This window comes from Eionea flava, assembly GCF_055393785.1.
This window is the reverse complement of the sequence record NZ_AP036018.1, coordinates 2,537,175-2,561,189: the sequence shown is the minus strand read 5'-3', so window position 1 is coordinate 2,561,189 and position 24,015 is coordinate 2,537,175. Positions and strand designations below refer to the sequence as shown.

The following is a 24,015-nucleotide window of genomic DNA, read 5'->3' as shown; positions in this document are numbered from 1 at the left end:
GTTCTGAATCCATGGTGACAGGTACTTATAAATTCTACACGTACCTGAACGACGTTAATTAGAGGCTTCCTATATCACGTAATTACGCACAGGAGAGAAGTTATGTCATTTGCAGATCGCGATGGCGTTATTTGGTTAGATGGTGAAATGGTTGATTGGCGTGAAGCCAAGGTGCATGTATTAACCCATACCTTACATTATGGCATGGGTGTCTTTGAAGGTGTGCGTGCCTACGAAACGGATAAAGGCCCCGCCATTTTCCGTTTACAAGAACATACTGACCGCTTGTTTAACTCTGCCAAAATTTTAGATATGCAAATCCCGTTTTCAAAAGACGAGTTGAATGATGCTCAAATACAAGCGGTTAAGCAAAACAATCTAAATAGCGCCTATTTGCGTCCTATGTGCTTTTACGGCTCTGAAGGTATGGGCTTGCGTGCTGATAATTTAAAAACACATGTAATGGTTGCTGCATGGTCTTGGGGTGCTTACTTAGGTGATGACGGCCTGAATAAGGGCATTCGCATTAAAACATCTTCATTTACTCGTCATCATGTTAACGTCACCATGTGCAAAGCAAAAGCCAATGGCAACTATATGAACTCGATGATGGCGCTACAAGAAGCGTTACGCGATGGTTATGACGAAGCGATGTTACTTGACGTTGATGGTTTTGTTGCAGAAGGTAGCGGTGAGAATATCTTTCTTGTGCGCAAGGGTAAAATATACACACCAGATCTCACCTCTGCGCTTGATGGTATTACACGTAATACTATTTTTGTCTTAGCGCAAGAATGTGGTTATGAAATCATTGAAAAGCGTATTACGCGTGATGAAGTGTATATCGCAGATGAAGTCTTCTTTACCGGTAGTGCAGCAGAAGTGACCCCCATTCGTGAAGTTGATAATCGTACGATTGGTAATGGCGGTCGTGGCCCTATTACCGAAAAATTACAAACCATGTATTTTGATGTGGTGCATGGTCGCAGTGCGGCACATACTGATTGGTTGACGTATTGTTAATCTAAGGTACTAGCCCATTATTTTTATTCTAATTAACGATACAGGCTCATGAAAGAAAATTACTTGTCACAACTCGATCAGCACATTGAAGTGATGAACTTCTCACGGGCTTTGGCCGACCAAGTTGCAGTCGTTGGGCAACAGTGGGTTGATGCGCTTGAGCAAGGCGGTAAAATTTTATTGATGGGTAATGGCGGTAGTGCGGCTGATGCCCAACATATTGCCGCTGAATTAGTTGGGCGTTACTTATCAGAAAGAAAAGGCTTGGCTTCGATCGCTTTGACAACCGACACGTCGATATTAACAGCGGTTGGGAATGACTATGGTTATGATCATGTTTTTTCTCGTCAAGTAGAGGCGCTGGCTAAGCCTCAAGATGTTGTAGTGGGTTATTCGACTAGCGGTAATAGCGCCAATGTCTGTTTGGCCATGACAGCAGCTCGAAAAATGGGTTGTCGTACGGTGGCGCTAACTGGCGACAGTGGTGGTCAGTTACTCTCTTTGGTTGATGAGTGCATTTGTGTTCCGTCGCCGTTTACGCCACGTATCCAAGAAGTGCATGCATTTATTGGTCATATGTTATGTGCGATTGTTGACGAGTCATTTTCTACCTAAGTGGTTTTTTGCTATGAAAGTCGCTTTTTTGGATCGTGATGGTGTTATTAATGTTGATCATGGTTATGTCCATTGTGTAGATCGTTTTGAATTTTTACCCGGTGTTATTAAGGCGCTACAGCTATTAGTTGCTAACGGATTTTCACTGATTGTAGTGACTAATCAATCGGGTATCGGTCGTGGCTATTATTCGGAAGCCGATTACCAAAAATTGACACATTGGTATGTCAGTGAACTGGCTAAGCATAAGGTCAATATTTTAGACGTCTTTCACTGCCCTCACTCCCCAGAAGAAAACTGCGACTGCCGTAAACCAAAATCGGGGCTGTTTGATCAGGCGTGTGAAAAATACGCCATTAATATGGAAAAGTCATTAATGGTAGGTGATAAGTTGTCCGATATTGAAGCGGCAATTTCTGCGGGTGTGGCTTTTCGTTATTTAGTAGGCTCGGTTAAAAATGCAGAAAAAATAGATTGTTCATCAGTGCTTACATGTTTGAATTTAATGCAAAGTGTTAATGCTCATATTAATTAGCGACTCGTAGGCGGTATTGCTGGAACAATGAAATTAGTTTTGGATTGAAATGATTAACTTAAGGAACCCCTGAATAAGTCTGAGCGAAAAACCATTCATGACTTGTGCAGAGGTTCATTAAATACGCGATATATAAAAACACATGAAGAGCGAAAAATGAATATATTGGTCACTGGAGTGGCGGGCTTTATAGGGGCTCATGTTTCGCAAGTATTACTTGCTCGTGGCGATACGGTTGTGGGTATTGATAACCTCAATGATTATTATGATGTTAGTTTAAAAGAGGCACGACTACGGTGGATTACTGATGCTGATAGGGGGGGGCGTTTTTTATTTAAAAAAATGGACGTTGCTTGTCAGAATTCTATAGATGAATTATTTTTAAGTCATAAGTTTGATAAAGTTGTCCATTTGGCGGCGCAAGCAGGTGTTCGTTATTCAATAGAAGCTCCTCGTGAATATATTGAATCAAACATTATGGGTTTTACTAATATTTTAGAGGCTTGCCGTCATCATAATGTTCAGCACTTAGTTTATGCATCGTCAAGTTCAGTATATGGTGCTAACGAGTCAATTCCTTTTTCGGTTAAAGATAATGTAGATCATCCCGTCTCGTTGTATGCAGCTACTAAAAAATCGAATGAGTTAATGGCGCATACTTATAGTCATCTTTATGGTGTTCCGACAACAGGGTTGCGCTTTTTTACTGTATATGGACCTTGGGGACGGCCCGACATGTCTCCTTTCTTGTTTGCTGATGCTATCGTTAACGCTAAACCGCTAAAGGTATTTAATTATGGTAACCATCGACGAGATTTTACTTATATTGATGATATTGTGAATGGAGTGGTTAGTGTGCTTGATGTGAATGCAGAACCCAATCAGAAATGGTCTGGGGTGTCGCCAGACCCGAGTACGAGTAAGGCGCCTTGGAGAGTTTACAATATTGGCTGTAGTAACCCTGTTGGTTTGTTAGATTATATAACCACTTTAGAGACAGCGTTTGGTAAAACAACAGAGAAAGAGCTGTTGCCTATGCAGCCGGGTGATGTTCCTGATACTTATGCAGATGTACAAGATCTTGTCAATGATGTGGGTTACATCCCCTCAATAGGGCTTGAAGAAGGTATTAGTAAATTTGTCGAATGGTACAAAAGTTTTTATCGGGTGTGATTTAAAAATGGATATTATTAATGATGCAATCAATCATAAACTATAAGGCTATTAAGGCGGCAAAAGTTGCTCAAATACCTTATCCTTTTTTTAGCGTTAATGATGCGCTTTGTTTGTCTTCTTGTCGTGCTTTACTTAATGATTTTCCCTCATCGAATCATGGTGGGAGCTTACCTTTAGAAAGTGTGGAGATTAAAGGGGCGATGGCTTGTTTAATTGAAGAAATTAAAGGTGATCAGTTTCGTCAATTAATGGCTGAAAAATTTTCAGTCGACTTAAGTGATAAACCTATAGTGATTACAGCGCGTGGTTATTCTCGCCAAAAAGATGGTCAGGTACATACTGATTCTAAAACAAAGTTAATTACCATTTTATTGTACTTTAATGATGGCTGGGAAAGTGAAAGTGGTCGTTTACGCATGCTGAATTCAAATAATATTAATGACTATGCCGCGGAGTTTTCATCGGCTATTGGTCAGATGGTTGCGTTTAAAGTCACGGACAATTGTTGGCATGGTTATAATTCATTTGATGGGCAACGTCAGTCCTTACAAATTAATTATTTAGTCGAAGAAAAGTACACTAAGCATCATGTTTATCGTCATAAAGTGAGCGCATGGTTTAAAAACATGTTTCATCGAAAGGCTTAGTTGTCTCTATGCGTGTATTGATTATTAAATTAACATCCATGGGCGATTTGATGCATGCTTTTCCTGCGTTAACGGATGCGGTTAAGCATATTCCCAATATATCTTTTGATTGGGTAGTGGATGAAAGTTTTGCGGAAGTACCGCAGTGGCATCCAGCCGTTAATCATGTATTTACTACAGCGCACCGACGCTGGAGAAAAAACATTCTACAGTCATGGCGCACTGGAGAGTTGTCTAAATTTTATCAGCAGCTTAATCAAAACCAATACGATATTGTTGTTGATCTACAAAGCAACCTTAAAAGCGCTTGCGTGTCTTGGCTAAGAAAAAGTGATGTTCATGGTTATGATCGCGATAGCTGTAGAGAACGACCGGCGCATTGGGTTTATAAAAAGCGTTATGCGATCTCTCTTAGACAGCATGCTATTGAGCGACAGCGTGAGTTGTTTTCAAAAATATTTAACTACTCTACACCTAAAAAAATGCATAATTTTGTCTGTGATTATGGTGTTGATCTGGCGCAATATGATTTGCCAACAGCGAATGTCGAAGTACCTAATCGGTATGTGGTTTTTGTTCATAATGCGAGCTGGCCAACAAAATTGTGGCCAGTTGAACATTGGCGTGAATTAATTAAGTTGGCCTCTGAGCAAGGCGTATCTGTTTTGCTGCCTTGCGGTAGCGATACAGAATATCAGCGAGCACAAGAAATTGCTCATCAATTATCCGGTGCTGTTGCACTTCCTAAAATATCGCTTAATGACATGGCGGCCATTATGTCGCGCGCTCAGGCAGCTGTGTGTAGTGATACAGGGCTTGCGCATATGGCGGCAGTAGCATCTACTCCCGCTATTACCTTATATGCAGTGACTGAAACCTTATTGATTGGTACATCGGGTAATTGTCAGCAGCATATCGAAGCGCAAAATTCGGAACGTGCAGCAACAATGCAAGATATCACTGTCGATCAAGTATGGCGACAACTACAGCCGCTATTAAAACAATGTAGATTCTCAAATACCGCTTAACAGGTTTCCTTATGTCTATTTCATTCCCTCATTACTCGGCAGCCAACGTTGCGGTTATTGGCGATATCATGTTGGATCGCTATTTTTATGGCAACGTCGAGCGTATTTCCCCAGAGGCACCTGTGCCTGTTGTTCATGTCAAGCGTGAAGAGCAATTGCCGGGTGGTGCGGCTAATGTCGCTGTGAATTTGGCATCTTTAGGCGCGCATGCCAGTTTGTCTGGCATTGTGGGGTATGATGCGGCAGGGGATCAGTTAGTCACGCAGTTGCAATCTATTGGCGTTGCTTGTGGTTTTCATCGCTCTGCAAATGACACGATTGTAAAAACCCGTGTTATGGGTGGTCAGCAGCAATTGCTGCGTATGGACTTCGAAGAAAAGTTATCCGGTGAGGAATGGGGCGACCTTTGGTCTGTTGCGCAACAGCAGATCAAATCTGCCAACGTTATTGTTTTATCTGATTATAACAAGGGTACGCTGAGTCATTGCCAAAAAGTGATTCGTTATGCGGTTGAGCATGCCATACCGGTGGTGGTTGATCCAAAAGGTACGGATTTTTCTAAGTACGCGTGTGCAGACTTACTGACGCCTAACTTATCGGAGTTTTTAGCGGTTGTAGGCGCGGTCAACTCAGAAATGGAAATGGAAGAAAAGGCGCAGGCACTCATTAGTCGTTTGAATATTGGTGCTTTGTTAGTGACCCGTAGCGAGAAGGGTATGACGTTATTCCGACCGGAACAGCCCGCCTTTCATTTGCCCGCGATCACCAAAGAAGTGGCAGATGTTACGGGTGCAGGTGATACTGTGATTGCAACAATAGCTGCATCGTTATCGGCAGGCGCTGATCTTGAGTCTGCGGTTACTTTGTCGAATATTGCGGCCAGCATTGTTGTTGGGAAAGTGGGAACTACAGCGATTACTGCACCCGAACTAGAGCTCACTTTCCATCAGTATCACCAAAGCCAAGGCTTATTGACGAATGAGCAGTTAGTGTTGGCGGTTAAATTGGCCAAGCAGCGCGGTGAAAAAGTGGTTTTTACCAATGGCTGTTTTGATATTTTGCATGCGGGTCATGTTACCTATTTAGAACAGGCAAGAGCCTTAGGGGATCGTTTAGTCGTCGCTATTAATAGTGATGAGTCGGTGACTGCACTGAAGGGCGAAGGTCGCCCTATTAATTCTGTGGATCGGCGCTTGGCTGTGTTGCAGGGTCTTGAGAGTACAGACTGGGTGACAATGTTTGATGGCGAGACACCGGAGGAGTTGCTCAAAGCGCTTGAACCCGATATTTTGGTGAAGGGCGGTGATTATTCTGAAGAACAAGTCGTTGGTAAAGAAATTGTTCGGGCTTATGGTGGTGAGGTGCGTGTGATGTCGATGGTGCCCGGTTGTTCAACAACGAATATTATTAATAAAGCACGTGCTTAGTCGTCAGTTTCAATTTGGAAGCGATGTTGGTTAAAGCTATCGATAGCTTTCGTAGCGTTGGTTTTTATATGCTCTGGCGTAATTGAACCTAAAATAATGCTGTTTACTCCTTGTTGGGAATAGATGTCGTCGAAACTCGCGCGAATGTTATCTATTTGTTCTCCTTTAATATGAGCGCTTGCGGCTGAAGTGTTATGCCCACTTGCTAAAGCTTTTTTAATAAAAATATTTTTCCCTTGCTCGTTTGCGTAATCTATAACGGCTACTTCTGCGTTATAGCTTAAGTTGTGAGTGACCATCACAATATCCGCTTGCTGCACCGCAAGTATGCCGCCTTCAATGGTCTTAGTCGACATACCCGTGGCGCCAACTAAACCTTTTTGTTTCATGTAGTTTAATGTTTCTAGCGCGCCTTCTTGCTCAATAATATCCCTGTCTTGCCCGTTTGAATGGATGAGTACGATGTCCAGATGGTCTCTTCGCAGCCTCCTTAGGCTCGATTCAATGCTTTGCTGAATATGTTCTGGTGTAAAGCAAAAATAGGATTCCCCTGCTGAAGCATCAAATATTTCACCAACTTTGGTGGCAATTATCCAATGACCGCACGTTTTTGGTAGAAGTTGGCCGAGCCGTTCTTCGCTATTGCCATAAGCAGGTGCCGTGTCTAATAAGTTAATACCACAGTCAGCAGCCGTGTTAAGAATATGTAGTGCTGCTTTATCATCGGGGATGTCGAAGTGTTTTGGGTATTTAACCGCTGTATTGCGCCCTAGCTTTACAGTGCCTAAGCCTAAAATACTGACTTCAAGCTCGGTGCCTTTGATTTTAGTACGTTGCATTAAAAGCTCGATCCCATAGTGTGGGTGCAAAGCGAATAGGGAAGTGTTGTTGGATATATCGTTCGCTATCGGCTTTTTCGTGCGCAGAAAATGCGTCAGCGTTTTGTGTATCTTGTTGAATGTGTTTAATACATTGATCCGCTAAGTTAGGCGTTAAAGCCAATTTTGTTGGCCATGCGATATAAGTATTATGTTGTACTGCAAGGAAGGCGTTATCTGGCCTTAGCATTGCGACTTGTTCGGGTTCGGCTCTGTTAACGCGATGTGTTGCCCACTCGAATGATTGTACATCTAGCCAAGGCAGCAGCTCTTGAAGTGTTGCTTGAGTATGTTTGATCAGTTCTTCTTCGGGTAACTTAACGCCGTCTTCGGCAATTTTACCACCGATATACCATACCCAGTCCCCGTCAGTGTGTTGATGGCTGGTAATGGTTGCCAGTGGTTTACTGCTGGCGCCGATGCAGTGTGCATAGAGCGGTTGTAGGTTTTTGCTTTTTGCCAGCACCATATGCAATGGCCTGCGCTGCATAGTGGGTTTGGTGATATTGAGTTGCTGCAATAATGATTCGTTACCTTCGCCACCACACAAGATAACTTTCTGTGTGTCGATACGCAATTTATCACCGATGACTATACGGGTCTGTTTATTCTGCTGTTGGCCAGAAATTGTGTATGGCTCGTTTGTGCAAATAATACGTCGGCGCCACTTGCGAGATAGGTTCTGGAGTAGTGAAGGAACGTCAATAACCGGCTCGTTCAGTTGGTACAAGAGGCCTTTGAAATCATCATGTTGAAAGAAATCAGGGAGTTTGTCTTGCTTGAGGGCTGCCATTTTCCCTCGTAGAGCTTTGCTTGAGAAAAAAGAGGTGAGCTTAGACGATAGGCTTTGTGTCGACCACATTAACTGATTGTTAGTGAGTACCTTGGTATCACTAAGGTCAACTTCTCCTTCGCCGGCGAGGCAGTTCAGCCAGCGTTGCGGCATATCAGCGATAGATGAGGTTGCTGTCGATAGAACACCATTCAAGGAATATTTAGCACCGCCATGAATAATGCCCTGAGAACTTAAGGTTTGCCCTTGGCCAATCGCTTGATTTTCTATCAATAACGCATGGTAGCCCAAGTCATTTAGGCGATGATGTAACCATAGGCCGGCAATGCCACCGCCTACAATTGTAACGTTATAATCTTGTGGTTGCATAATCCGTTTGTCTATTATTTCTTATGACAGTTTGTTGTAATAGTTTTGATTACAATATCTCTATAAGATTTAGCTATGTTAGTTTTAGAGTATTTCTCTTGCACTACGCGCTGGCCTTCTATGCCCATAGCTAAACGTTGTTCAGGGTTCTCGATGAGCAAGGATAACTTTTCTATCCATTCTTTAGTTGAATGTGCCAAATATCCATTGTTACCATTTGAAATTACGTCACAGTTCGCTCCAACAGGCGATGCGACGCAGGGGAGGCCTGCTGACATATATTGGAGTAATTTGAAAGCACACTTTCCCCTTGAGTATTCACTATCATCTAAAGGCATAATGCCAATGTGAGATTGAGCCAGTGCTTTACTCTCTATATCAGTACTCCATTTAACCTTTTCAATTTTTATGTCTTGCCAGTCGGGAAATTCACTACATATAACTTTTATTCTAATGTTGGAATACTTTTCTGTTAGCTGAGTAAAAGTATCCCTTAATATCTCTAAATAACGTAGATTGCTTGGAAGACCAATCCACACGATAGTGCAAGGTAGATTGTAGGTATTTTTTTTATCAACATAAGTATTTTTTTCTGTGCCTGTGGGTATTACATGAATATTTTTAGAAAAATCTTTAATTTCTTTGAGTAATACTTTGTTTCCTGTGACTACAGCTTCACATGTTTTTACCATGTAAATAAATTTATTTTTTCTTGATTTTGGTGATTTCCTGTTGTGACCAACCCACTTAGGTTCTTTCAAATAAATAGCATCGTCAATATCTAAAATAATAGAAGAGTTGAGTGAGTGTAAAAGTTTTGTTTCTATTTTAGGAAGTAATAGCTTATGTAATATTACCGCATTACAGTTTTGATAGGCGTGTTTGTATTTTAGTATGCGCCATACATACCATGAATTCGTTAGCGTTATTGTTAAGCAATTGTACCCTTTCTTTTCAAGAGCTTGAATTAATGGCACCAATCTATGGCGAAAAGAAGGGGCTGTTTCCCCTTTTGTTACGAAAATAATGTCGGCAGTATGCTTTTTTTGGAAGCTTTTTTGATGGTTATCTCGCTTATAGCGCATAACTTGATTTACGCTAAGACATAACAATATCATGGCTAATATGCCGTGTTCATGGTGCAGCGTTGTATTGAATAAGCCGACAATAGAAATAATGGTTAAGCTATTAAATCCAATCAGCCAAAACGTGAAAGTATCCTTATTGCTTGATGAAATTCGTAGTGAGCTAAAAAAGTAGACAGCAAATCCGGCTAATAGTAATAGAAGTGAAAGTAAGCCAATTAGGCCTCCTTCAGCGAGAGTATTGAAGAATCTGTTATGTGCATGAGGTAAATAAATGAACGCGGTTTTATCCGCCGTGTCAATTTCGCTATTGATGTATTGTTCTTGCATGAATTTTTCAGTGATTATTTTATAGTTTCCGTAGCCTACACCAAATAGATATTCTTTTTTCCATGCATGATAGGCAGTGTTCCATGCTTTTTCTCTAGGAGTTAGTTTGTTTTCGTAATATTTACTTTTACCATATATTTTGTTGAGGGCAGAAGGCGGGTTCCATATTGTGAGCATGATGCCGAATATTGTAATTGCCAATGAAATGCAAGCAATTTTTTTACTTCTCAAAGCACTAAAAATCACAAGCAATAGAATTATTATCCCTAGCCCAATGAATGTTGCGCGACTATTGGTTTCTAGTAATGAATAGATGAGAGCAGCATTGATGGTTGCATAAGTTAAAATTGAAATCACACGATGTTTTATAGAAAATAAAAGCGGTAGTGTGAGTCCTACAGTTAATAATATGTAGATGGAAGAGTGGTTTATGTGGCCCACGGATCTAAGTTCGAAATACTTTTCTTTTCCTTGATGCAATGAATGGTAGGCGTCAAGGATGCCTGCTAACGCTGAAAAAATCAGGCATCCTAAAATTATATAGGCCTGTTTTTTTGAAATTGGAGCGTAAAGTATGATCAAGCCTACTAGGCCGTAACGAATGATGTCGTGTAATTTTTGTACCTCATAACCATTTAGCGTTGCGCCAATTGAAGCGATAATGCTGCCTGTTAAAAATATATAAATACACTTTGTAGGATATGATTGTTCGAAGTTTAATTTTTTTAATAGTAAGTCGTAAATAAAAAAAACAACTAGTATTAATATGAATAAATGCTTCGTCACTTCTATTATTGGTAGTGATAAAGCAAGTCCGCAAAGCCCATAAAAGATTGCTGAATTATTTTTTATAGGTGTATTAATCATTGACGACCTTTTTGAAAATAGCATTCATTTTTTGATACATAATGTCTACGTTGAATTTCTTTAGTGAAAGCGTCTTAGCATTGGATTTTAATATGTTTTTAATGTGGTGATCGTTGATAAGTAGTTCTATGGATTTGCAGATAGCATCAGCATTTTTGCTTGGAACAATAAGCCCAGTTTCTTTGTGTTTGATGATTTCTGTAATGCTTCCAACATTTGTCGAAATTACAGGTAATCCACACGACATGGCTTGCATTATTCCTTGTGGGACACCTTCATTAGCGTAAGAAGGTAATACAAAAATGTCTGTTGCCTGAAGCCAAGGAATGACATTTTTTTGGTCTCCGCAGAGCGTTACCATTTTTTCTAAATTATAGCTTTGAATTTGCTCGTTGATATTTTCCCATTGAGGCCCATCACCAACAATGAGTAAGTGAGTGTCTTTGTTTGCAAGTTTATGGAAAGCCTGTATCAAGTAGCTATGCCCTTTCCAACTTCGTAGGGTAGCAACAATGCTGATGACTGTTTTTTCTTCAGGTATATTAAGTTTTTTTCGAATAGTAGATTTTTCGTTAGTAGGCACGAACAGTGATGTATCAATTCCTGTTGGAACAGAGGTGACTTTTTCTGGGTTGAGGTTATTTTCTCTGATAAGAGTCTCTCTGAGCTTTTCACCAGTAGTAACAATATGGTTAGCTGCTTTGTGGTAAAGCCAGCGAGTGGCTAAGTTGTTTGATACCGGAGCTGATACATGTCTTGTCCTTATTAGTGGTTTTTTGCAACGAGCTAAACGCATTCCTAGTGCAGCCATCCAGCTATCAGAGGAGCTATGTGTGTTTACGATGTCAAAATTATTGCTAGAGAACCATTTTTTTAATGCAAGTAACCCTTTAATATTTTTTTTTCCTATAGGAAGTTCTATGGTGTGAATTTGATACTCCTTAGCTCTTTTTGCTATTGGTGAGTCAATGTCACATATTAGAGTTATTGGGTGCTTGTTGCGCATAAATTCTTGAATTTCACTCAAGATGCGTATTTCTTGTCCTCCCCAGCCGCCAGAAGATTCCGTGTGTACTATATGGTGTTTGTTGTCCATTATTTTTTCTCCATTGTATGCTTATATAGAAGTAATAATTCTTCTTGCATTTTTTCTGTAGAAAACTGCTTTATGGCATTTAATGCAGCCTTAGAAGAGTTTTCGTATTTTTCTTTTTGGGTATAACTTTGCATCGCTTTAGTAAGTTGTTCTATATTGAATAAATCAACAATGGTACCGCATTGGTATAAAGGGATAATATCAATCGCTCCTGCATGCTTGCTTGTTATACAAGGAAGGCCGCAAGCCCATGCTTCTAATATGACATTAGGGAATGGATCGTATAGTGTCGGAAGTACTAAAATATCAGCGCATTGATAGACTTTTTGCATATCTTTTTTGCGCTGTTGACCTAAAAAAGTAACGCGATCATAGCATCCTAAATTTTTAGCCAGTTTTTCATATCGATTTTTATTTTTATCTCTGCCAATTACCAATAGATGACATTTTTTTCTTAGTTTGCTAAATGCTTTGATGGTGTCAGATAGATTTTTTCTTTCGAAGCCTGATCCTGAAAAAATAAAGGTAAACGTATTGTTGGGTATTTTTAATTCTTTACGCAACTCTTCTTTTTTTTGTTTTTTTACCGGGAAAAATTGTTTTTTGTCCACACCGTTATAAATAACGGTTACTTTTTCTTCAGAAATAGTAAAGTTTTCTAATATTTCTTGCCTGACCATGTGAGAATTGCATATAACTTTTTTAAGTTTTTCCCCCTCAAACATTTTCTTTTCTTCAGCTAATAATGCGCGATGATAGGGCGATTTTTTTATCCACCATTGTTGTAATTTGTTAGAGATTTTTAATTTTTGTTTTAGCCAAGTTTTATGTACGCCATCGCCAGCTCTAAATATGTGGCAGCCATCTATGCGTTCGTGAGATTGTATTAAATCAAAATGATTTTTTTGTAGATATTGTTTGGTTTTGCTATTAAAGCTCTTTTGTTTATTTTTCCGCCCGAAATAAGGTGGGTCTATAATTATTATATTTTCTGTTGTTGTAGGCGAATTCCATTTTCTGCATATTAGAGAAATATCAATAGGCGAGTTTTTTCCAACCGCACTTAGCATTAGGTCAATGAATGCCTGCGCACCACCGTCACTTCCAGTTTGCTCTTGCCTGATGATGGCGATTTTTTTCTTGGACATTAGTTTTCCGCAATAAGGTTTAATTATTGGATTTTCGATGTAGTTCTAGTAGTTTTGCGTATTTGCAAAAGGCATTAAAGCAACCAATAGATACATGGATAAAGCCTGCAGCTCCATCTAAAAATCCAAGGCGTAGAAAATAAAATTTTAAAAATCTAATTGCGGGACTAGAAAAGCATTTGATGGAAGAAGGTCTTTCCCCCAAAAAAAATAATTTTTCTGCTTGAAGTTGTGTGTATTTGTTTTGCTTTGCAAGATATTTTGAAATGGTTTCTCCAGAAAAATGTAGTAAATCACCCTTTAATTTTTTAGTATTACCCGAATTAACAATAACGCCTTCATGTACACTATCATCAGACCAACAACACTGTTTTTTATTGAATAAGCGTAGACTGAAGTCGGGATAACCTTCTCCATGCTGTAATGCTTTACCTAAAAAATGATTTTGGCGAGCCATTTTATAAGAGGAGATAGTAATGCCGCTCTTATCTGAATCAATAATAGATTTCTTTAAGTCATTGCTAACGACTTCATCGGCGTCGAGGCATAACACCCATGAGTGAGTTGATTGCTCTACGGCAAATTGCTTCTGTTTGCCATATCCCATCCATGGTTGATGAATAATTCTTGCGCCGAGCTGAGTTGCTATGTTTACGGTATTATCATTACTGCCAGAGTCGACTACGATGATTTCTTCACAAAATGCCACGCTTTCTATGCAGCGCTTAATATTGTGTTCTTCATTTTGAGTGATGATGATGGCAGATAAGGGTAAAGTCATTGTGCTTATTTCTAATGCAAAGTTTCGTGAATTAAAGGTAGTGACCAGTTTGGCATCATTATAGAGAGAGTGCATAATACCTTACTCGTTCCCCAGAGTCTTTATTTCTACTATGCTCAATATACATTCTATTCATATTGTTCGGCGTTTTGGTACTGTTGGTGGCATGGAAAACTATGTTTTTCAGCTTGCTAAAGCTCTGCTGAGGCGAGGTCAAAGTGTGACTATTGTCTGTGAAACCAATGAATGCGAAGATACGGACGCTTGGTGTGAATATGAAAATTTTCGAATTATTGCCTTAGGAAATAGATTCTCTAAGCCACGTTGGCTAGCTCAGTGGTGTTTCTCTCGTAGGGTTTTGGCACATGCTAGGCTGTATTCAGTTTCAGGCTCGGTTGTTTGGCACAGTCACGAACGAACTTCGATCCATCATGTGACGACTTTTCATGGTCCTCCTTTCTTGATGCGTAAACGCAAATACTTAGATTTTTTATCTCCACGTATACACATGTGGAAATGGCTCGAATATAGGGAGTTACATGGGGTGCAGGTTCAGGCTATTTTCCCAAATTCTCCAATGATCGCGCAGCAACTCAGCACTTTATATCCTAAGGTGGCAGATAAAATTGCGCCTCCGGTATATCCCGGCGTTGAAAAGCACTTCTCTTCTATTAAGCGTCTTCAAGATGGTCGTATGGTCGTTGGTTTTTTGGGGCGCGAGTGGCGACGTAAAGGGTTGGATATCGCGTGTTCGATATTGGGCTCGCTACGCGAACTATTACCTGAGATTCACTTCCTTGTGGCTGGCTGTGATCCTGAAGAGGTAGACGTATTGTTTCAGCATTGGCCCAAAGAGTCTTACACGTTATTGGGCTGGATAGGAGAAACTGAAGAGTTTTTGAGCAAGATTGACTTATTGCTGCATCCGGCTCGTTCAGAGCCTTTTGGTATGGTCGTTGCCGAAGCTAATGCGGCGGGTATTCCGGTTGTTGTGTCTGAGCATTGCGGGGTTGCTGCTCTGATTGACGAAAAGCAAGGATTTGTGTGTGACTTAAATGCAGAGGCGCCGGACCTTGCTTGTTGGGTAGCTGCTTGTTATCAGTGCTTAGTGGGTGATCTGACGGTAGAGCGATTAGCACTCACCTGGGACGGGCTTGCTCAGCAGCACATAGCGCTTTATGAAAAGGTGGTGAGTGAGCGCTAACTTTTGCTTTGGGTCAATCTTGTATCGCTCTTATTACTTGTTCAGGGTGTAGTTCCTCTAAGCATCGGTGGTGCTTCTCTGGGCATTCCCTTTTAAAGCAAGGCCCGCAGTCAACGGGGATTGAAAGTACGTTCGCGGTTGTCGATAACGGTGGTGTAAATGCCGGCGAGGTTGCCCCGTAGAGCGCAGCCAAAGGCTTGTTGAGCGCTGAGGCGATGTGCATAAGCCCTGAGTCATTTGAAACCACTCGATCTGCAATAGATAATAAATCGATAGCATCCTCTAATGATGTTTTACCACATAGTCGCTCAGTGCGGTGTTGCTCGTTTTCTGTTAGCTGTTCATATATTGCATCAGCGACAGTTTGGTCGCTAGGTGATCCCATAATCCATATTTGATAGCCTTTGGCAATCATTTTTTGGGCGGTGGTTGCATAGTGTTTGGCAGGCCATTGCTTCGCTGAGCCAAACTCCGCACCCGGGCAGAGTGCCAATACTGGCTTGTGATTCTGTAAACATAATTTTTGTAATAGCGTGGGCAATCGATCATGACTCGCTTCTAGCAATGGTGGTGGGCAGCACTGTTGCGTAGGCGGCTTACCGGTAGCGGGAAAAGCTAATGCCACAAAACGTTGAACCATCAAAGGTAATGCTTTTTTATCGAGGATACGGCAGTCGTTTAATAAGCCATATCGCCATTCGCCGCGCCAGCCCGTTCGCAGTGGAATGTTGGCGAACCAAGGGATAAGGGCTGACTTCCATGAGTTAGGTAATACGATCGCCTGTGTGTAATTTTCTTTGCGTAGCGCTATACCTAGTGTTCGTCTTTCCTTTATCTTAAATAAACCGTGCCCTAGAGGCATAGCGATCGCTTGGCGCACTTGCGGCATGCGTTCGATAATTGGGCGGCTCCAGCTTGGTGCCAGAACATCAATAATAGCCTCAGGTTGCTGTTGTTTAAGCGCAATGAATAGCGACTGAGCCATGACCATATCGCCCACCCAAGACGGGCCAATGATCAGTATTTTTTTCGGAGCTTGTGGACTAATGTGCATTGTTACTGGGCTCTTTGCGCAATCACGGTGGGTGAACCGATGTTAGGGTATATTTGTGGTTCTGAATGCTGGATGTTTGTGCATTAATGACTACTCGCCTAACTGCGCGAACTATTAGCCGACAAGCCCACATTAAAAACGCTACAATACAGGCTGTTATTTAGCGAAGCAATATTGTTAGTCATCACTCTATTCATTATCGAGTGCCAACCGTGAAATCAGCATAGTATGCAAAAAAACAACGATACTCTAATTTATCTGCGATTACTGTCTTATATTAAGCCGCATATTGGCATGTTTGTTTTGGGGGTGGTGGGCTTTATTGTATTTGCCTTAACACAATCGTTATTTGCTCTTTTGTTGGGTGAAATTACTGATGCCATCAACTCTCAAGATAAGCAGGCGCGATATATTATTCCTCTGCTGGCTATAGGCATTGTTTTTTTTCGAGGTCTAGGGAGTTTTGTTGGTGAGTACGGCATGGCGCGTGTTGCCTTCGGTGTGATTCATACCCAGCGTAAACAAATGTTTGATCATCTAACCTTATTGCCGAATGGGTACTTTGATAATTACAACTCGGGTGAGCTAATCTCACGTATTACCTTTGACGTGCTACAAGTGACTCAAGCCGTGACAGATGCGCTTAAAGTGCTTATTCGTGAAGGAGCAACCGTCATCTTTTTGGTGGCCACGTTATTATGGATGGACTGGAAAATCACATTGACCTTCCTTGTGATTACACCCGCTCTGGGCTTTATTGTTTCTAAAATTAGTCGACGATTACGACGTTTAAGTACCCGGTTGCAAAATAGTATGGGAGATATTACTCATGTCTGCTCGGAAATGATTAATAACTTTAGAGTGATGCGTGTATTTGGTGGTGAGCCTTATGAGAGATCACGTTTTGCAAAAGAAAGCCATAATAATTATCAGCAAAATATGAAGTTGGCAGTAACCAGTGCGCTAGCCACACCTCTTACGCAGTTTGTTATTTCATTAGCTTTAGCTGTGGTCGTGTTCTTAGCGCTGAGTTATATGAATGCGGAAACGGCGGGTGATTTTATTACCTATTTGACGGCAGCCTTTTTAATTCCTCGGTCGGTGCGTCAATTAACTGAAGTGATGAACAAAATTCAAAAAGGCATAGCGGCATCGGAAAGTATTTTTGCTCAACTTGATGAAGCGGCGGAAAAAAATACAGGGACTGTGTCGGGTATTGATATTAATGGTGACCTGAAACTATCGGAGCTGGTCTTTACTTACCCTGCCGTTACAAAGCCGGCGTTGTCATCTATTAACTGCCATATTGGCGCCGGTGAGACAGTAGCGCTTGTGGGGCGTTCGGGCAGTGGGAAAACGACATTGGTGAGCTTATTGCCACGATTTTATGATGCGAATGCTGGGGCTATTCTCTTGGATGATAGACCATTAGAAGAATACGATATTAGCTTTTTACGCCGACAAATTTCTATTGTTAACCAAAGCATCACCCTGTTCAATGACACGCTTTATAATAATATTGCTTACGGAGATATGCAGGAAAAAACCACAGAGCAAGTCATTCAGGCTGCTAAACAGGCGAATGCATGGGAGTTTATTGAAAAAATGCCTGAAGGTCTCAATACTTTAGTGGGAGAAAATGGAACTCGTTTATCAGGTGGGCAACGCCAGCGTATTGCGATTGCGCGAGCCTTACTCAAGGATGCGCCGATTTTGATTTTGGATGAAGCAACCTCTGCACTGGATACGGAGTCAGAACGTTATATTCAACAAGCACTGGAAACAGCAAGTGCTGGGCGTACGACGATTGTCATCGCTCATAGGTTGAGTACTATCGAAAATGCTGATCGCATTATTGTAATGGATCAGGGCCGGATTATCGAAGAAGGCTCCCACCATGAATTGATACAAGCCAAGAGTCATTATGCGCAGTTGCATCAGCAAGGGTTTGATACTGATACGGACAGTAATACTAATACGGACAGTCACGACTAATGTGTAGCCATTTATTCAGAGTCGGTTATACATTACTGTTTTATTGCACTGTTCCAGTAATTTGTTTGCGCTTGTTGTGGAGAAGTATCCGTGCGGCAAAATATCGACAGCGGTGGTCTGAGCGTTTTGGCTTTTGTTTTCCTTCTTCTTCCCCCCAGTTACCCGTTATATGGTTACACACTGTCTCGGTAGGAGAAACGATAGCCGCTTACCCTCTTGCGGTGCGTTTGTTAAGCGACTACCCCGGCCATGCTCTGTTAATTACCACAACAACACCGACAGGGTCGGCCCAAGTCTTGAAGCGCTATGCAGAGTATCTTAGTAGTGGTCGAGTGTATCATCAGTATATGCCGTATGATCTTCCTGATTGTTTAGCGCGCTTTTTACGGTATTGGCGACCGGTGAGTGTCTTATTTATGGAGACCGAAGTGTGGCCGAACACTCTCGTTGCATGCCGAAGTCGTAATATTCCTTCATTATTAATTAATGCTCGCCTTTCTGAAAAATCTTTTCAGCGTTATCAGCGATTAGGCTGTTTTGCAAAAAAAATGTTCTCTAATTTTCAAAGCATTATTGCTCAGTCCGATAGTGATGCACTGCGTTTGCGGCAGTTGAGTACATCGCTAGTCAGTGTTGCGGGTAATATTAAATCAGATATTACGGTTAGCGAAAAATTAAGAAAGCAAGCCGCAATGTTAAAGAAGCAATGGTCTAGCGATGGCGAAAAAACAGTACTGATTGCTGCGAGTACACACCCGAGTGAAGATGAAAAAATTCTGCATGTTTTTAAATCACTTATGGCTCAGCATAAGCATTTACGCTTGGTGTTAGTTCCGCGACATCCAGAGCGCTTTAATCATGTGGCAACTTATTGTGTGGAGCAGTCACTGTCGGTTGCTCGTTATAGTGTTCAAGAAAAAATAGCTCCGACAACCCAAGTTGTTATTGGTGATACGGTGGGTGAATTAATGTTGTTTTACGGTGCTTCAGATATTGCTATTGTCGGCGGTAGTTTTATTACACACGGTGGTCATAATATGTTGGAGCCCGCAGCTTGGGGTTTGCCCATTATCAGCGGAGCAAGCCTTTATAATTTTTCGACGATTGCTGCGCAGATGGAAGAGAAGCAAGCTTTAGTTATTGCTCGTGATTACAAGCAATTAGAACAACAGCTACACCATTGGTTGCTAGACTCTTCTAGTAGAGAGTCTTCAGGGCGCAACGCTTCACAGTATATGAAGGAAGCTACGGGAGCCTTGCAAATAACACTAGAGTTCATTGCTGATGTGTTGGAAGAAACGAGCAGTTAATGGTGTTTTCTTACTACGCTCTGCCATGAAAATTCGATAGCAAAGCGTAGTAATGGCAGCGATGATGTCTAAGCAGTTTGTGCTTTAGGTGAGGCTGGTAAGTCTAATTTGTCATTAGCAGTGACGACGAGCCATATACCAGTAAATACTAATGCGGCTGCAACAAAGAAGTTGGCGCCAGGGACTTCGCTGTAGAAAAAATAACCCACGATGCCTGCGAATACCGGGTGTAGCACATTAACGACAGCGACAGATTGCCCTCGTAGGCTCTGCATGCTTTTGTTAAGAATAGTATGTCCGAGTACGGTAGGTACGAGTGCTAAGCCAATGACTACCCACCACTGATAAGAGTCTTGAGGAATGTATTCGGCCGGCGTATATCCACCCGTTAGCCCGCCATAGACAATGGATGCAATCAGTGCGAGAAGTCCAGTAACGAGATAAAGCGGGAAAATATAAAGGAAAATACTCGGCATGCCGGCGAATTTTTTGCCTAGGCATAAATAGGCAGTTAAAAATATCATTCCAAAGAAGCACATGATATCGCCATATAAATAGGTGGTAGATAAATTCAAATCTGTGTAAAACAACGTTAATAAGCCAAGCATAGCAATGGCGGTAGAGATCTTTTCGCGGGGGGTTGTTTTTACTTTATACAATAAAAATAGCATAAATGGCATGGCGAGAGGCATAAGATTAATTAGCATAGAAGCATTAACTAATGGTGCACTGCGTACGCCTATATTCCATACGACAAGTTCCGCAAAAAAGAAAAAAGCAGGGGCAAAAACGGCAATATAAATTCCCTTTCCTTTAACCAGCTCGCGCATGTCAAAATGGGGGTTTTTCTTTAAGTGATAAAAGAATAAGGGTGCGAGTACAATGGCCGATAATAAGCAGCGATAGGCAACGAGCACTACGGGATGTAATGAGGATTCGCGAATGCAAAAAGGTGCGAAAGCAGTACAAGCGATGCCAAATAATAGCAGCAAATAGCGCTTTGCGTAGATAGTGTCAATCATAAATTGCCCCAAGTGGTATGGTTTCGGTGAGTCTGTAAATAATGGCGGGCTTCGCGAAACGTTATTATTTTAATCCGCGAAGCCCGTTATTTTTTAGTTTGATAAAATGGTGCTAAATAATAAGTTTAGTTTCTTTTGAAAACTTAATTTCTTCGCCATGCGGTATGTCGGTAAAGCGTGCGTATCGGTCTTCGCCGCCGCCACCATAAACATATTTTTTCTGTCCTGTAATTAGGCCGCCACCAAAGTCGTACTCAGCTTTCCAGCGAACGGCTTCTTTTCGTGAATTCCAATCCACAAAACGTAAAGCTAAGCCTAAACGACGAGTTTTACTTTCGGAAAGGAAAGGCGCACTGCGGTGCCATACGTATTTACTAAAAATGAATGAATCGCCAATTTCAAAATCATCTTCAATTCTATTTTTCTCTAAAAATGGAATTAGCGCCTTATGATTTTCCTCAAGTATCTCTAAGTGTTTTTCCATAGATTCTGGGTCTTTGTTGTATTGAGGCGCCAGCAAACTCCCTAAATCAAAACCATACCTGGCTGAGTGTATATGCTCAGGGACATAGGCCATGCCGCCACCTGTTGTTTTTGCATTAATTGATTGTAGTGGTGTCCACAGTGTATAACCTAGATCAGCTGGTCTGATGTAACCCATTCCGATGTAAGCATAATGCCATGGTAAGCCAACGCCACCTTTTGATAATTCAAAAGATTGTGCTTCAGTGAAAATGAGCTTTCGCCCCGTGAGGCTGGTCATTAAATGACGGAATTCAGCATGGTTAAGCATTTGATTGATAACAGGGCCTTCATTGCGACGACAAGTAAACCGTGACAACGTGCCATCATTATTAATTTCATCGGTTGCTATCCAATCTTCCACTTGTTGTCGAATACCAGCAATACCCTTTTCAGTGAATAGACCTCTAATACGCATAAATCCATCACGTTTAAAGTTTTCTAATTCTTCTTCTGAAAAGTGTAGTTGATTGACTAACTTGTCCTGATTGGAGACAGACTGGTTTGTCGCTTCAGCTGTAGACGTGTTCATAATTATCCTCTCGCTATTGTTATTATGGGGGTGGTTTTATGTCGTTGTTTTTTTTACGACATGAATAAAAAAATCGCTTTCATCGTCAACGAATGTTTCTTCAAAATCGCCAAATGTTTTAATGCTCGCGAATCCGGCTTCTTGAAGTAGCTGACAAAAATAGCTCTTTTGTAAGGGAAACTGATTTAAGGTGTATTGCTCTCCATCGGGAAAAGTGTACTGAAATCTAGCGAGATGCTTGTCGATATGTACAGGCTCTGCACTCACTTTATCGCCACAGTAATAATATTTATGTTTAGTTTTAAATCCTGAATTTAGCATGTAGTCGTAATTTCTTTGGTCGATAATCATGATTCCATCAGGTTTTAATGCTGAGTAAAACTCTGCTAATGCACGTCGCCTATCCATTTCATCATGTAAGTGGCTGAATGAATTGCCGAGGCAAATAATCGCATCAAAACGTTCAGTAACCGAGTCACCTAAATAACGCCAATCTGCTTGATTTGTTTTTAATATATGTCCACGGTTTTTTCCGTTTTCAAATGCTCGCGCTAGCATCGTTGCAGATCCATCAGTAGACGTTACATTAAATCCTGCCTCTATCAAACTGATCGAATGAAATCCAGTACCTGTAGCGACATCAAGAACCGTTTGTGTGTTGTGCTGTGTAAGCATGTCTATAAAAAAAGTACCTTCACCTAGTGCCCTTGCTTCCCAGTCAATAAGGGCATCCCATTTTTTTACAAACGCAGCAATGTACTCATTAGTGTATAGATCGGTGTATCGGTCTGTTGTAGGGTCAGCGCTGTATTGCTGTGTTTTTTCATGTTCATCGGCGTTGAGTGCTGCATGGCCATAACTCATAGTATGCTCCTAATAGGCATGTTGTTTTTATAATACGCTTTCTGTCTTTTTGTTTTTTTGAGTAAAAGAGGATGAGTGTTTGAGTATAAAATCGCTATATTGATTATCTTGTGCTTGTCGACATAATTGAGCGTAATCAACATAGCCCAAATAAGGCATAAAATAAGATTGATCATTACTCTCTTTACCCACATAACGAGATTGGCATTGGTAATATAGCGTTTCGCTGGCTAGTTGATTAACTCGATTTGCCCATTGTTCTTGAATGTCAGGTTTTACTTCAATCGAAGCAATATCATTGTTGATGAGGTAATTAATACAGTCACATATCCAGTTAATATTTTGCTCAATAGTGGCAAACATATTGGTTGTTATGGATGGGCTTCCTGGGCCTGTAACAAAAAACATATTTGGGAAGTTGGCAGTCATCATGCCTAGATGCATGGTCGGGTTCGTTTTTTCCCACTGCTGTTGTAGAGCAATGTTTTTTATCCCTGTAATTTTTATTTTTCTGAGTGCGCCAACCATATCATCAAAACCGGTAGCAAATACAATGATGTCGATAGGTTGAGATTGGTTGTTAGCTAAAACAATGTCATGTTGAGTGATTTTTTTAATAGAATTTTTCGATATGTCATGTAGGAAAACGTGGTTCTTGTTGAAGGTCTCGTAGTAATTTTTCCCCATAGATAAGCGTTTACAGCCAAATGTAATGTTTGGGCATAAAGTGTCGGCAATTTTTTGGTCTTTAACAATAGCTCGTATTTTTTTACGGATAAAGTTGGCAGCTAATTCATTGCTTTCGGTGTTTTTTAATAGATCGTTAAATGCGGCCTGAAAATAAAAACCTCCACGTTGCCAAGCGGATTCAAAAATCGCCTCTCTTTCGTTAACTGATAATTGAGAAGATATAGCACTACAAGTACTGGATAAGTCGCCTGCGGAATATCCTGCAGCTAAACGTGCATTTTTTTCACGAAAAGCTCGATAATTTTTCTTTATTTCTTGGGTGATTCTAGTATCTGTAGGTGTATTTTGAATGGGTACGTAATAGTTGGCTGTGCGCTGGTAAACATGCAGTTCTTTTGCGTTTTCGGCGATGATAGGTATGCATTGAATACCGGATGTTCCCGTGCCAATAACGGCAACGCGTTGATCGTTAAAAGCAATTTTTTTATTGGGCCATTCGCTGGTGTGATAGGTTTCACCTGAAAAATTATTTATCCCCTCAATGTCAGGCGTTCTCGGTGAAGAAACAGCACCTGTCGCCATAATGCAAAATTTTGATTGGAACGTTTCTCCACTTTTTGTGGTTGTTTTCCATTGCTTATGTTCAAAACGTTGAGAGGTAACGGTAGTTGATAGCTTAATGAATGCATTGAGTTCAAATGTGTTTGCTACATGTCGTAAATATTTTAGCATATCCTCTTGTGAGGCGTAGCGCTCAGGCCACTCCCATTGTTGCTGTAATTCTTCGGAAAATTGATAGGAATATTCAATGCTTTCAATGTCGCATCTTGCGCCCGGGTAACGATTCCAAAACCATGTGCCGCCTACGCCGCTACCAGCTTCTAAAACAAGAAACGATAAACCCATTTTTTTGAGTTGATAAGCGCAGTAAATACCGCCAATACCAGCGCCAACAACGATAACGTCGTAATTATTTTTTTTGCATGATTCGTTGTGCATGCATATCTCTCTTTTTATTTTTATA

General features: G+C 41.0%; 21 protein-coding genes. 10 read left to right on the top strand and 11 right to left on the bottom strand.

What is annotated here, in order from left to right:
- Positions 1-102: 102 nt before the first annotated feature.
- The 7 genes from ACZ5O6_RS11085 to hldE all read left to right on the top strand — a co-directional run bounded on the left by ACZ5O6_RS11085 (position 103) and on the right by hldE (position 6,451).
- Positions 103-1,023 carry a branched-chain amino acid transaminase gene (locus ACZ5O6_RS11085; RefSeq protein WP_447091495.1) on the top strand — a complete coding sequence of 307 codons (921 nt, stop codon included), beginning with the start codon at positions 103-105 and terminating at the stop codon, positions 1,021-1,023.
- Positions 1,024-1,071: 48 nt separating this feature from the next.
- On the top strand, positions 1,072-1,638 hold the full coding sequence (locus ACZ5O6_RS11080) for a D-sedoheptulose 7-phosphate isomerase (RefSeq protein WP_447091496.1): 567 nt from the start codon (positions 1,072-1,074) through the stop codon (positions 1,636-1,638).
- Between the two features lie 13 nt (positions 1,639-1,651).
- Positions 1,652-2,173: a D-glycero-beta-D-manno-heptose 1,7-bisphosphate 7-phosphatase gene (gene gmhB / locus ACZ5O6_RS11075; protein WP_447091497.1), complete on the top strand. Its 522-nt coding sequence runs from the start codon at positions 1,652-1,654 to the stop codon at positions 2,171-2,173.
- A gap of 156 nt (positions 2,174-2,329) precedes the next feature.
- On the top strand, positions 2,330-3,346 hold the full coding sequence (locus ACZ5O6_RS11070; RefSeq protein ID WP_447091498.1) for an NAD-dependent epimerase: 1,017 nt from the start codon (positions 2,330-2,332) through the stop codon (positions 3,344-3,346).
- A 20-nt stretch (positions 3,347-3,366) separates the two neighbouring features.
- Positions 3,367-3,996: a 2OG-Fe(II) oxygenase family protein gene (locus ACZ5O6_RS11065; protein ID WP_447091499.1), complete on the top strand. Its 630-nt coding sequence runs from the start codon at positions 3,367-3,369 to the stop codon at positions 3,994-3,996.
- 8 nt (positions 3,997-4,004) lie between these two features.
- Positions 4,005-5,024, top strand: a complete 1,020-nt coding sequence (gene waaC / locus ACZ5O6_RS11060) for a lipopolysaccharide heptosyltransferase I (protein ID WP_447091500.1) — start codon at positions 4,005-4,007, stop codon at positions 5,022-5,024.
- A gap of 11 nt (positions 5,025-5,035) precedes the next feature.
- Entirely contained in the window at positions 5,036-6,451 is a 1,416-nt protein-coding gene (hldE, locus tag ACZ5O6_RS11055) for a bifunctional D-glycero-beta-D-manno-heptose-7-phosphate kinase/D-glycero-beta-D-manno-heptose 1-phosphate adenylyltransferase HldE (protein ID WP_447091501.1), read from the top strand.
- On the opposite strand, the gene ACZ5O6_RS11050 is transcribed toward hldE, so the two are convergent.
- Genes ACZ5O6_RS11050 through ACZ5O6_RS11025 form a run of 6 tightly spaced genes read right to left on the bottom strand, consistent with a single transcriptional unit; the run spans position 6,448 to position 13,798 of the window.
- The gene (locus ACZ5O6_RS11050; RefSeq protein WP_447091502.1) at positions 6,448-7,290 is read right to left on the bottom strand and encodes an aldo/keto reductase; all 843 of its coding nucleotides are present in this window, start codon (positions 7,288-7,290) and stop codon (positions 6,448-6,450) included. The two genes, hldE and ACZ5O6_RS11050, sit on opposite strands and share 4 nt — an antisense overlap.
- Entirely contained in the window at positions 7,277-8,491 is a 1,215-nt protein-coding gene (locus ACZ5O6_RS11045) for an FAD-dependent oxidoreductase (protein ID WP_447091503.1), read from the bottom strand. The genes ACZ5O6_RS11050 and ACZ5O6_RS11045 overlap by 14 nt, the downstream gene beginning before the upstream one ends.
- A gap of 14 nt (positions 8,492-8,505) precedes the next feature.
- The gene (locus tag ACZ5O6_RS11040; protein ID WP_447091504.1) at positions 8,506-10,773 is read right to left on the bottom strand and encodes an O-antigen ligase family protein; all 2,268 of its coding nucleotides are present in this window, start codon (positions 10,771-10,773) and stop codon (positions 8,506-8,508) included.
- Entirely contained in the window at positions 10,766-11,869 is a 1,104-nt protein-coding gene (locus ACZ5O6_RS11035; RefSeq protein WP_447091505.1) for a glycosyltransferase family 4 protein, read from the bottom strand. Before ACZ5O6_RS11035 ends, ACZ5O6_RS11040 begins: the two co-directional genes overlap by 8 nt.
- Positions 11,869-13,017: a glycosyltransferase family 4 protein gene (locus tag ACZ5O6_RS11030; RefSeq protein WP_447091506.1), complete on the bottom strand. Its 1,149-nt coding sequence runs from the start codon at positions 13,015-13,017 to the stop codon at positions 11,869-11,871. The genes ACZ5O6_RS11035 and ACZ5O6_RS11030 overlap by 1 nt, the downstream gene beginning before the upstream one ends.
- Before the next feature lie 19 nt (positions 13,018-13,036).
- A complete protein-coding gene (locus ACZ5O6_RS11025) occupies positions 13,037-13,798 on the bottom strand; it encodes a glycosyltransferase family 2 protein (protein ID WP_447091507.1) in 762 nt (253 codons plus the stop codon).
- Between the two features lie 112 nt (positions 13,799-13,910).
- Here ACZ5O6_RS11025 and ACZ5O6_RS11020 point away from each other — a divergent pair, with 112 nt between their 5' ends.
- Positions 13,911-15,002 (top strand): glycosyltransferase family 4 protein, encoded by a 1,092-nt coding sequence (locus ACZ5O6_RS11020; RefSeq protein WP_447091508.1) that lies wholly within the window; start codon positions 13,911-13,913, stop codon positions 15,000-15,002.
- Positions 15,003-15,015: 13 nt separating this feature from the next.
- Here the strand turns inward: ACZ5O6_RS11020 and waaF are convergent, their stop codons facing one another.
- Entirely contained in the window at positions 15,016-16,056 is a 1,041-nt protein-coding gene (gene waaF, locus ACZ5O6_RS11015; protein WP_447091509.1) for a lipopolysaccharide heptosyltransferase II, read from the bottom strand.
- 228 nt (positions 16,057-16,284) lie between these two features.
- Between waaF and msbA the strand changes: the two genes are divergently transcribed.
- Together msbA and waaA are read left to right on the top strand one after the other, a co-directional pair.
- Complete coding sequence (gene msbA, locus ACZ5O6_RS11010) at positions 16,285-18,051, top strand: lipid A export permease/ATP-binding protein MsbA (protein WP_447091510.1); 1,767 nt, start codon at positions 16,285-16,287, stop codon at positions 18,049-18,051.
- Positions 18,051-19,361: a lipid IV(A) 3-deoxy-D-manno-octulosonic acid transferase gene (gene waaA, locus ACZ5O6_RS11005; protein WP_447091511.1), complete on the top strand. Its 1,311-nt coding sequence runs from the start codon at positions 18,051-18,053 to the stop codon at positions 19,359-19,361. Before msbA ends, waaA begins: the two co-directional genes overlap by 1 nt.
- A 68-nt stretch (positions 19,362-19,429) precedes the next feature.
- Here waaA and ACZ5O6_RS11000 read toward each other — a convergent pair whose 3' ends face one another.
- The 4 genes from ACZ5O6_RS11000 to ACZ5O6_RS10985 form a co-directional block, all read right to left on the bottom strand.
- Entirely contained in the window at positions 19,430-20,383 is a 954-nt protein-coding gene (locus ACZ5O6_RS11000) for a DMT family transporter (protein ID WP_447091512.1), read from the bottom strand.
- Positions 20,384-20,495: 112 nt separating this feature from the next.
- Complete coding sequence (locus tag ACZ5O6_RS10995; protein WP_447091513.1) at positions 20,496-21,437, bottom strand: phytanoyl-CoA dioxygenase family protein; 942 nt, start codon at positions 21,435-21,437, stop codon at positions 20,496-20,498.
- A gap of 36 nt (positions 21,438-21,473) precedes the next feature.
- Positions 21,474-22,301, bottom strand: a complete 828-nt coding sequence (locus tag ACZ5O6_RS10990; protein ID WP_447091514.1) for a glycine/sarcosine N-methyltransferase — start codon at positions 22,299-22,301, stop codon at positions 21,474-21,476.
- 27 nt (positions 22,302-22,328) lie between these two features.
- A complete protein-coding gene (locus tag ACZ5O6_RS10985) occupies positions 22,329-23,990 on the bottom strand; it encodes a flavin-containing monooxygenase (RefSeq protein WP_447091515.1) in 1,662 nt (553 codons plus the stop codon).
- Positions 23,991-24,015: the final 25 nt, after the last annotated feature.

Coding starts and splice junctions, on each gene's coding strand:
- waaA (WP_447091511.1), top strand. CDS start 18,051: ATGTGTAGCCATTTATTCAGAGTCGGTTATACATTACTGTTTTATTGC.
- ACZ5O6_RS10985 (WP_447091515.1), bottom strand. CDS start 23,990: ATGCACAACGAATCATGCAAAAAAAATAATTACGACGTTATCGTTGTT.
- ACZ5O6_RS11050 (WP_447091502.1), bottom strand. CDS start 7,290: ATGCAACGTACTAAAATCAAAGGCACCGAGCTTGAAGTCAGTATTTTA.
- ACZ5O6_RS10990 (WP_447091514.1), bottom strand. CDS start 22,301: ATGAGTTATGGCCATGCAGCACTCAACGCCGATGAACATGAAAAAACA.
- ACZ5O6_RS11085 (WP_447091495.1), top strand. CDS start 103: ATGTCATTTGCAGATCGCGATGGCGTTATTTGGTTAGATGGTGAAATG.
- ACZ5O6_RS11020 (WP_447091508.1), top strand. CDS start 13,911: ATGCTCAATATACATTCTATTCATATTGTTCGGCGTTTTGGTACTGTT.
- msbA (WP_447091510.1), top strand. CDS start 16,285: ATGCAAAAAAACAACGATACTCTAATTTATCTGCGATTACTGTCTTAT.
- ACZ5O6_RS11070 (WP_447091498.1), top strand. CDS start 2,330: ATGAATATATTGGTCACTGGAGTGGCGGGCTTTATAGGGGCTCATGTT.
- ACZ5O6_RS11035 (WP_447091505.1), bottom strand. CDS start 11,869: ATGGACAACAAACACCATATAGTACACACGGAATCTTCTGGCGGCTGG.
- ACZ5O6_RS11065 (WP_447091499.1), top strand. CDS start 3,367: ATGATGCAATCAATCATAAACTATAAGGCTATTAAGGCGGCAAAAGTT.
- ACZ5O6_RS11080 (WP_447091496.1), top strand. CDS start 1,072: ATGAAAGAAAATTACTTGTCACAACTCGATCAGCACATTGAAGTGATG.
- hldE (WP_447091501.1), top strand. CDS start 5,036: ATGTCTATTTCATTCCCTCATTACTCGGCAGCCAACGTTGCGGTTATT.
- ACZ5O6_RS10995 (WP_447091513.1), bottom strand. CDS start 21,437: ATGAACACGTCTACAGCTGAAGCGACAAACCAGTCTGTCTCCAATCAG.
- ACZ5O6_RS11025 (WP_447091507.1), bottom strand. CDS start 13,798: ATGACTTTACCCTTATCTGCCATCATCATCACTCAAAATGAAGAACAC.
- ACZ5O6_RS11045 (WP_447091503.1), bottom strand. CDS start 8,491: ATGCAACCACAAGATTATAACGTTACAATTGTAGGCGGTGGCATTGCC.
- ACZ5O6_RS11000 (WP_447091512.1), bottom strand. CDS start 20,383: ATGATTGACACTATCTACGCAAAGCGCTATTTGCTGCTATTATTTGGC.
- gmhB (WP_447091497.1), top strand. CDS start 1,652: ATGAAAGTCGCTTTTTTGGATCGTGATGGTGTTATTAATGTTGATCAT.
- waaC (WP_447091500.1), top strand. CDS start 4,005: ATGCGTGTATTGATTATTAAATTAACATCCATGGGCGATTTGATGCAT.
- waaF (WP_447091509.1), bottom strand. CDS start 16,056: ATGCACATTAGTCCACAAGCTCCGAAAAAAATACTGATCATTGGCCCG.
- ACZ5O6_RS11040 (WP_447091504.1), bottom strand. CDS start 10,773: ATGATTAATACACCTATAAAAAATAATTCAGCAATCTTTTATGGGCTT.
- ACZ5O6_RS11030 (WP_447091506.1), bottom strand. CDS start 13,017: ATGTCCAAGAAAAAAATCGCCATCATCAGGCAAGAGCAAACTGGAAGT.